This is a genomic window from Salsipaludibacter albus, assembly GCF_019798055.1.
Lineage (GTDB): Bacteria > Actinomycetota > Nitriliruptoria > Nitriliruptorales > Nitriliruptoraceae > Salsipaludibacter > Salsipaludibacter albus.
Genome location: NZ_JAHOPH010000030.1, coordinates 36,743 through 45,690, shown reverse-complemented (window position 1 = coordinate 45,690; position 8,948 = coordinate 36,743). Strand labels below are relative to the sequence as shown.

The window sequence follows — 8,948 nt, the reverse complement described above, 5'->3', positions numbered from 1 at the left end:
CTCCCCGACCCCAAGCACCTCACCCCCCGACGACACCTGACCCTGCCCTGGCAGACCGGGACCGGCTATCCCCAGCCGAGTTCGTCGAGCCGGTCATCGTCGATCCCGAAGTGGTGGGCGACCTCGTGCACGACGGTGGAGGCGACCAGGTCGCGCAGTTCCTGGGGATCACGTGCCCGGACCTGCAGCGGTCCACGGAACAGCCGGATCCGGTCGGGCATGAGCGGTTGTCCCCAGCCACGCTCGGGTAGGGGCACACCCTCGTAGAGGCCCAGCAGCACCTCGTCGCCGTGGCTCTCGGGTGGGACGTCCTCGATCGCGATCTCGACGTTGTCGAGCTTGTCCGTCAGTTCGGCGGGCAGGTCGGCCATCGCCCGGTCGACCATCGCGACGAACTCCTCGAGACTGGTCGCGCGCCACCCGGCCCAGGGTCGCCGTCGGCGGTCCGGTGGGCGTCGGCGGTGTCGTGCATGGCGGTCGTCCATCGCCGCCGAGGGTAGGCCCGGTGCGTCCCACCCGCCGTCCCACCCGCCGTGTCGAGGTTGCGGGACTTCGCGATGGTCGTGTGATTGACTCCCCGCCATGGCTGCCGAACCCCTCCACCACGACCGCTCCGACCCGTCCGCCGGGGACGATCCCGCCCTCTGGGCGGCCCGACCCGGCGGGGCCCGACGAGCCGATCGCCAGGACCGCGTGGTCCAGTCGATGGCTCGCAAGGTCACGCGACCATGTCGTCGCAACGGATGCCCCGCCCCCGCCCGGGCCAGCATGGTGCTGGACTACGCGGGCAAGCAGGTCACCCTCGTGCCGCTGCTCGCCGAGGCCGACCCGCGCTTCCTCGAGGTCTGTCCGACCCATGCGGCCAGCATGGACGTGCCACGTGGCTGGGACCTCGTCGACGAGCGCGAGGACGTCGACGAGCCCGACGGGCCACCGTCGGCCCGGGAGATGGGGTCGAGTGCCACCGTGGCCGTCCTGGCCGAGGCCCTGCGCCGACCCGACGACGCCCTCGCCGACGACGCCCTTGCCGACGACCTGCACGAGCCGGTCGGGCTCGCGCTCGCGTCGGAGCGGATCGAGCCCGACGTCGACGTCACCCCAGACCCAGGCCCCGACCCAGACCCAGGCCCGGACGCGGACCCGACTCCGGAGCCGGCGCCTGCGCCGACGCCTCCGAGCGGGCGGATCTCGCAGCCGGGCTCGACCGGCCCGCTGCCCGACCAGCGCCAACTGCGTCTCGACGGCGACGACAACCGTCGCGGGCGCCCCGTGCCGGCCGCGCTCGACGACTGAGCCGGACGGGATCCTGCGACGGCAGGTCCCGGCAGCACTCCCTACCGTGCGCCTCCACGACCGACCATCGCGTGGTGGGCGGTCTCGACCAGGAGGCACCGTGGCGTCCGCAGTGCAACGACTCGACCGCGTGGTCAAGGCCTACGACGTGCGGGGGACCGACGAGGACCTCGATCCCGAGGTCGCGCGTGCCCTCGGCGTGGGCATCGCCGAGGAGCTCGGTGCACCCGGTCCACAGGGCGAGGTCCTGCTGGGCCACGACATGCGACCGAGTTCCCCCGTGGTCGTGGAGGCACTGACCGCGGGGATCACGTCCCGCGGCGTCGACGTCCGCCACCTGGGGCTGGTCTCGACCGACGCCCTGAGCTTCGCCGCCGGGCACCTGCACCGCGCCGGGGCGATGGTGACCGCGAGCCACAACCCGGCCGGCCACAACGGGATCAAGCTGTGCCGGGCGGGGGCCGTCCCGGTCGCCATCGACACCGGCCTGGCGCGGGTCCGCGACGTCGCGCGCCGCGTGCTGGTCGACGGGACGCCGCCTCCGGTCGATCCGCCCGGCGCGGTCCACCACGACCGGATCGACGACGCCTTCGTCGCCCACGTGCACCGGATGATCGACACCTCCGTCCTCCGCGACGTGCGCATCGCGGTGGATGCCGGCAACGGGATGGCCGGCCGGGTCGTGCCCCTGGTCTTCGCCGACCTCCCGGTCGAGGTCGACGAGCTGTACTTCGAACTGGACGGGAGCTTCCCGAACCATCCGGCGAACCCGCTCGATCCGGCGAACCTCGCCGACCTGGCACGCCACGTCGTGGACCACGACCTGCCGCTGGGGCTGGCCTTCGACGGCGACGCCGACCGGGTCTTCGCCGTCGACGAGACCGGCCGACCGGTGTCGTCCTCGCTGGTCGGTGCGGTCGTGGCCGAGCGACTGCTGGCCCGCAACCCGGGCGCCACGGTGCTGTACAACCTGATCTGCTCGCGCACCGTGCCCGAGGTCATCGAGGCGGCCGGCGGGGTCCCGGTGCGGACCCGGGTCGGGCATTCGTTCATCAAGGCGCGCATGGCCGAGACCGATGCCGTCTTCGCCGTCGAGCACAGCGGTCACTACTACTTCCGCGACTTCTACCGGGCCGACTCGGGCCTGGTGGCGGCCCTGGTGCTGCTCGAGGCCGTCGCCGAGCAGGACCGGCCACTGTCCGAGGTCGTCGCCCCCCACGACCGGCGCGTCGCGTCGGGCGAGCGTGACCTGGTCGTCGACGACCCTGCCGAGACCGTCGAACGGGTGGCCTCGGCCCTGGCCGACGACGCGGCCGCCGTGGACCGGCTCGACGGGTTGACGGTCGACGTGGGGGCCGCCTGGGCGAACCTGCGTCCGTCCAACACCGAGCCGGTGCTCCGGCTGAACGTGGAGGGCGACGACCGGGCCGCGATGCAGGACCTGCTGGATCGCGTGACGGCTATCGTGGCGGACCCGCACCACGCCTGACCGGGTGCGCCCGGGCACGCCGCGAGGCAGCCCGGAGCCCACGGTCGCGACATCCCGGAGGTCCGCGAAGATGCCCTACGTCGACGAGGTCCTGCTCGAGGTCCTGGTGTGCCCGGACTGCCGGGGCCACATCGAGTACAAGGACCGCCGCAAGGTCGTGGTGTGCGAGGACTGCGGTCTGCAGTACCCGGTGGTGGACGGCATCCCCGTGATGCTGGTCGAGCAGGCCAAGCCCTCCCGCCGCCGCTGACCCCGCGACGACCGCCACGACCGAGGGAGCCCACCGTGACCGACTCGCCCGACGCCCGCGCCGCCGCCACCGCGGACTCGCTCGGTGCCGCCCTGGGGGGCGACGTCGACGTGCTCGTGACGCTCGGGTCCGGGCTCGCCGGGGTCGCCGACGTCCTCGACGACACCGTCGAGGTGGCGACGTCCGACCTCGTGGGGATCCCGGACTCGACCGTGCCGGGCCACACCTCGATGCTGCGCTACGGGCGCATCGGTGACCTGCGCGTGCTCGCCCAGGTCGGCCGCATCCACCTGTACGAGGGTCATCGCGGCGAGGACGTGACCCGGATGGTGGACGCTGCCGCACTGCTGGGTGCGTCGACCTTCGTCGTCACCAATGCTGCCGGGGGGCTCGAGCCCTCGTGGACGCCCGGCGACGTCATGCTGCTCCACGACCACCTCAACCTCACCGGCACGTCACCACTGGTCGGCGTGGTGCGTGACGGGGGACCGGTGTTCGTGGACATGGCCACCCCCTACGACCCCGAGCTGCGGGCCCTCGCCCACGCCGTGGCCGGCGAGCACGACCTCTCCCTGCGCGAAGGTGTGTACGCCGGGCTGCTCGGGCCCTCCTACGAGACCCCGGCAGAGGTGGCGATGCTGCGGACGCTCGGTGCGACCGCCGTCGGGATGTCGACCGTGCTGGAGGTGGTCGCCGCACGTGCCCGTGGCATGCAGGTGCTGGGGATGTCGACGATCACCAACGTCCACGGTGAGGGGGTCGAGACGACCCACGACGAGGTGATCGAGGTCGGGGCCGCCGTCGCGGCCGACGTCACGGCGCTGGTGTCGGGGATCCTGGCCCGCCTGGCCGGCTGAGTCCGCGCGGTCACACCTCGTCCCCAGCCCGGGCGATCGACCCACCGGCGGCCGCTGTCCATCCGACATGCTGGACGCATGCTGCGCCTCGTCCTCGACCTGCTCGCGCCACCACGCTGCCTGGGCTGCGGGCGACGTGGAGCGATGCCGTGGTGTGCCGACTGCGCCCCCGACCCGCTGCCCGTGGTCGGTGGCTGTCCGACCTGTGCTGCCCCGGCGATCGACGGTGTCCGGCCCGACCCGGTGGCCTGCCCACTGCGCGACGTCGTCGAGGCCACGGTGGCCGCCCACGACTACCGCGGCGTGGTGGCGACCGCGGTGCGGACGGCCAAGCTCGCGGGGCGCACCGCGGCCTACCCCGGCCTGGCCGCACAGCTCGTCGAGGCCGTGCAGGCCAGGCACTGGCCGCGGCCCGACGTCGTCACCGGGGTCCCCGTGCCCGCCGCGCGTCGCCGCCGGCGGGGCTTCGACCATGCCGACCTGCTGGCACGCGGGGTGGCCGCCGGGCTCGGTGTCCCCCGGAGGGGCCTCCTGCTCGCCGACCCCCGCGCCGTCGACCGCGGCGCGACCGGCCGGTCGTCGGGACCGGTCGCCGCCATGCACCCACGACGACCCGCGCCCCCGGGCGTGCTGCTGGTCGACGACGTCGTCACGACCGGGGCGACCGTGCGAGCCGCGGCGGCCGGTCTGCGGGCCGGTGGGGCGGCAACCGTGTGGGTCGCCGCCGTCGCCCGTGCAGGTGGCCATGGCGGCGGTGACGGATCCGGACCGATTCGTCCCCCGGGCTGATGGCCACCCCCCTGCGTGTTAGGGTCGTCGCGGGCCGCGTCGGCCCCTGTCGGCGCGACCTTCCGGTCGCCGACCGGCGGCGGGTGCGATCCCCGGAACGGGCACGAACGAGGAGCGATCCGGGGCCGATGCGACGGAGGCACGATGCAGATCAGCGTGACGACGCGGGACGTGGAGCTCAGCGAGGACGCACGGGACCAGGCCGTGCGCAAGCTCACCCGGGTGCAACGGGTGTTCGGTCGGTTCATCGACATGGACATCACCTTCGCCGAGGCCCCCGGCAGCGGTGAGGATCGCGTCCAGTGCGACGTCGTCCTCCACGCCAAGGGCCAGTACCTCCGCGCGACCGGGACGGGCGCCGACCCGCTCGCGGCCGCGGACCAGGCCGAGGCCCGCCTCGCACGCCAGGCACGCAAGCTCAAGACCCGCCTGGTCGACAAGCCCCGACTCGCCGCGGTCGACGGTCGCGGACCGGCCTGATCGCGCCCGGTGACGTCCGTGCCGGGGCGAGGCCCGATCCGTCGGGCGCGCCCGCCCGGCGGGCGCGAACCGCGCCGGACGCTGCGACGAGGGGTGAGTGATGGCTGACGAGGCCTTGAGCGTCCAGTTGCTCGGTGACGACGGACGCCTGGCCCGGGCACTCCGACGGGGTCGCGTCCGCCTGGTGGACGGGGACGGCGACGCCGACCTGGTGGTCCGCGTGCAGGCGGTCGTGCGCGACGACGTCGGGCGCCTGACCCAGCGGGAGTTCGAGGTGCTCGAGCAGATGGGTCGCGGCGCGACCAACCTCGAGATCGCCGAGACCCTCTACATCGCCGAGAACACGGTGAAGAACCACGTGCGCAGCATCCTGCTCAAGATGTCGGCGAAGTCCCGCACCGAGGCCGTCGTGGTCGCCCACCAACGTGGGTTGCTGCAGCTGTAGGACTGGTCCCCGGGGTGGTCCGGGACTGTCCCCGTGGTCCGTTGCGGCGTCGTCGACGGCGGTGGTCGCAGGTCACGTCCATCGGGAATCCACGACTGGCGTCAGCCCGTACCATCGTCATGCCATGGAGCCGTCGGACTCCACGTGTGGGGGTTGGCCCCGCGCGCTCCACCTGGCGTGCCAGGCGCGGACTCCGGCGGCCCGATGGCCGGAGTTGCCTGCAAACTCCAACTTGGCGCCAAGCGCCAAGCGTCGACAAGTCGAGGCAAGCATCATGGTGAGTTTGAATCCGCTGCGCTGGGGCGAGGGGCGCAAGGCGCGCAAGATCTGGAACGTCGTGGACGAGGTCAACGCCCAGTCCGACGACGCGGCCGCCCGCTCCGATGCCGAACTGGCGGCGCGGACCGACGAGTTCCGTGGCCGCCTCGAGGCCGGCGAGACCCTCGACGACCTGCTCCCCGAGGCCTACGCGACCGTGCGCGAGGCCGCCTGGCGCGTGCTCAAGCAGCGGCCCTACGACGTGCAGGTCTTCGGGGGCATCGCCCTGCACCGGGGCAACATCGCCGAGATGAAGACGGGTGAGGGCAAGACCCTGACCTCGACGATGCCGGTGTACCTCAACGCCCTCGAGGGCTGGGGCGTGCACGTCGTCACGGTCAACGAGTACCTCGCCAAGCGTGACGCGGCGTGGATGGGCCGCATCCACGAGTTCCTCGGCATCGAGGTGGGCGTGGTCCACTCCAACCAGGACAAGGCCGCCAAGCGGCGGGCCTACGACGCCGACGTCACCTACGGCACCACCAACGAGTTCGGGTTCGACTACCTGCGCGACAACATGGCCTGGGACCGCGACTCCCAGGTCCAGCGTGGCCACCACTTCGCGCTGCTCGACGAGGTCGACTCGATCCTCATCGACGAGGCGCGCACACCGCTGATCATCTCCGGTCAGCCCACCCAGTCGGCGCAGTGGTACCAGATCTTCGCCAAGCGGGTCGTCCCCAACCTGCGGATCGGGGAGGACCTCGGCGAGGGCCGGACCACCAACGACTACGTGGTCGACGAGGCCAAGCGGACGGTGGGCGTCACCGAGGAGGGCGTGGCCAAGGTCGAGAAGCTGCTGGGCATCGACAACCTCTACGAGTCGGTGAACACGCCGCTGATCCACCACCTCAACAACGCCATCAAGGCCCGGGAGCTGTACAAGCGCGACCGCGAGTACATCGTCACGGACGGCGAGGTCCGGATCGTCGACGAGCAGACCGGCCGCGTCCTTGAGGGTCGGCGCTACTCCGAGGGCCTCCACCAGTCGATCGAGGCGAAGGAGGGCGTGCGGGTCAAGGAGGAGAACCAGACCCTGGCCACCGTCACGCTGCAGAACTACTACCGCCAGTACGACAAGCTGGCGGGCATGACCGGGACCGCCAAGACCGAGGAGGTCGAGTTCCTCGAGATCTACGAGCTCGGCGTGGTCGAGGTGGACACCAACGAGCCGGTGATCCGCGACGACAAGTCCGACCAGATCTACAAGACCGAGCAGGCCAAGTTCGAGTCGGTGGTGCGCGACATCGAGGGCCGCCACGCCAAGGGACAGCCGGTCCTGGTGGGGACCACGTCGGTCGAGAAGTCCGAGCGACTGTCCACGATGCTCACCCGCGTGGGCGTGCCCCACCGTGTCCTCAACGCCAAGCAGCACGCACGTGAGGCCCACGTCGTCGCCCAGGCCGGCCAGCCCGGGGCCGTGACGGTCGCCACCAACATGGCCGGGCGCGGCACCGACATCCTGCTGGGCGGCAACCCCGAGGAGCTCGCCCGGGCGGCCTCCGGCATCCCGCTGGGCGGCAACTCCGTCGACGAGGCGATCGCGCTGGTGATCGCGTCCAGCGACGACGAGGAGCTGACGGCCGAGGACCTGAGGGCCCGCTACGACGAGGCGCTGGCCGACAACCTCGCCGGCACCAAGACCGACCGCCAGAAGGTGCTGGAGGCCGGCGGCCTGTACGTCATCGGCACCGAGCGTCACGACTCCCGACGCATCGACAACCAGTTGCGTGGTCGGTCCGGCCGCCAGGGCGACCCCGGCGAGTCCCGGTTCTTCCTGTCGCTGGAGGACGACCTGATGCGGTTGTTCAACGCCTCGGCGGTCGACTCGATCATGGGGCGGCTCAACATCCCCGACGACGTCCCGATCGAGGCCAAGATGGTGACGCGGGCGGTGGGCAACGCCCAGCGCCAGGTCGAGTCGCGCAACTTCGACATCCGCAAGAACGTCCTGAAGTACGACGACGTGCTCAACGAGCAGCGCAAGGTCGTCTACTCCTCGCGCCAGGACCTGGTCGAGGGGGACGACGAGGCCGTCGCCGCCCTGGCCGACACCTACCTGACCGACGTGGTGGAGGACGCCTTCGACGCCTACGCACCGCCCGGGGTGTTCCCCGAGGAGTGGGACATCGAGTCGCTGCACCAGGAGCTGACCGAGGTCTACGAGCCCGAGGTCGACCTCTACGGCCTCGACTGGGACACCGTCGACCGCGATCGGCTGGTCGACGAGCTGGTCGAGGACATCCACGGGGCCTACGAGACCCGCACCGACGAGGTCGGTGGGCCCGAGGTCATGCGCCAGGTGGAGCGACGCGTGATCCTGAGCGTGGTCGACCGCAAGTGGCGCCAGCACCTGTACGAGATGGACGCCCTGCGGGACGGCATCGGGCTGCGCGCGGTCGGCCAGCGGGACCCGCTGACCGAGTACCAGCGCGAGGCCTACGCCTCATTCACCCACATGATGTCGTCGGTGAAGCAGGAGTCCAGCGCCTACTTCTTCCACCTGCCGGTCCAGACCGCCCAGGAGCGCCAGGAGGAGGCCGCGAAGGCCGAGGGCGTCGCCGACGGACGTGCGGCGGCCTCGATCACGGTCGGCGGCGCCTCCATCGGCAAGGTCGAGGACGTCGACGCTCGCCACGACGCGGGCGACGACAAAGACGTGGCCGACGCGACCCACGTCGTGGAGACCGGACCGGACGACGAGGGCGTCGCCGACGACGCCGAGGACAGTCCCCAGGTGGTCTTCGACGAGCAGCCCGACGAGCCGGGCGAGGTGACCTACTCGGCCGCGACGTCGGGTGGCTCGGCCGACTACGAGGTCGGTTCGGCGGACGGCACGTCGACCGGTCGCCGGCCGGCCGGCGTGGGAGCGTCCCCGAACAAGCGTGACGACGGCACCACCGTGCGCCGCGTGGCCACCGGGACCACCTACACGACCGACGACGACGAGTTCGCCGACGTGGGCCGCAACGACCCCTGCCCGTGTGGTTCCGGCAAGAAGTTCAAGAAGTGCCACCTGAAGTAGCC

The 8,948-nt window shown here is 72.0% G+C and carries 9 protein-coding genes; 8 read left to right on the top strand and 1 reads right to left on the bottom strand.

What is annotated here, in order from left to right:
- Nucleotides 1-65: 65 nt before the first annotated feature.
- The gene (locus KR546_RS15370; protein ID WP_238445602.1) at nt 66-386 is read right to left on the bottom strand and encodes a metallopeptidase family protein; all 321 of its coding nucleotides are present in this window, start codon (nt 384-386) and stop codon (nt 66-68) included.
- A gap of 196 nt (nt 387-582) precedes the next feature.
- On the opposite strand from KR546_RS15370, the gene KR546_RS15365 reads away from it, so the two are divergent.
- The 8 genes from KR546_RS15365 to secA all read left to right on the top strand — a co-directional run bounded on the left by KR546_RS15365 (nt 583) and on the right by secA (nt 8,946).
- Entirely contained in the window at nt 583-1,293 is a 711-nt protein-coding gene (locus tag KR546_RS15365; protein ID WP_238445601.1) for a DUF3499 family protein, read from the top strand.
- A gap of 100 nt (nt 1,294-1,393) precedes the next feature.
- Nucleotides 1,394-2,782 carry a phosphohexomutase domain-containing protein gene (locus KR546_RS15360; protein ID WP_238445600.1) on the top strand — a complete coding sequence of 463 codons (1,389 nt, stop codon included), beginning with the start codon at nt 1,394-1,396 and terminating at the stop codon, nt 2,780-2,782.
- A gap of 70 nt (nt 2,783-2,852) precedes the next feature.
- Nucleotides 2,853-3,032 (top strand): Trm112 family protein, encoded by a 180-nt coding sequence (locus tag KR546_RS15355; RefSeq protein WP_238445599.1) that lies wholly within the window; start codon nt 2,853-2,855, stop codon nt 3,030-3,032.
- Nucleotides 3,033-3,067: 35 nt separating this feature from the next.
- A complete protein-coding gene (locus KR546_RS15350; RefSeq protein ID WP_238445598.1) occupies nt 3,068-3,889 on the top strand; it encodes a purine-nucleoside phosphorylase in 822 nt (273 codons plus the stop codon).
- Nucleotides 3,890-3,967: 78 nt separating this feature from the next.
- On the top strand, nt 3,968-4,678 hold the full coding sequence (locus KR546_RS15345; protein WP_238445597.1) for a ComF family protein: 711 nt from the start codon (nt 3,968-3,970) through the stop codon (nt 4,676-4,678).
- A gap of 144 nt (nt 4,679-4,822) precedes the next feature.
- The gene (gene hpf, locus KR546_RS15340; protein WP_238445596.1) at nt 4,823-5,158 is read left to right on the top strand and encodes a ribosome hibernation-promoting factor, HPF/YfiA family; all 336 of its coding nucleotides are present in this window, start codon (nt 4,823-4,825) and stop codon (nt 5,156-5,158) included.
- A 100-nt stretch (nt 5,159-5,258) separates the two neighbouring features.
- Entirely contained in the window at nt 5,259-5,603 is a 345-nt protein-coding gene (locus tag KR546_RS15335) for a helix-turn-helix domain-containing protein (protein ID WP_238445595.1), read from the top strand.
- A 274-nt stretch (nt 5,604-5,877) separates the two neighbouring features.
- On the top strand, nt 5,878-8,946 hold the full coding sequence (gene secA / locus KR546_RS15330; protein ID WP_238445594.1) for a preprotein translocase subunit SecA: 3,069 nt from the start codon (nt 5,878-5,880) through the stop codon (nt 8,944-8,946).
- The last annotated feature ends 2 nt before the right edge of the window (nt 8,947-8,948 follow it).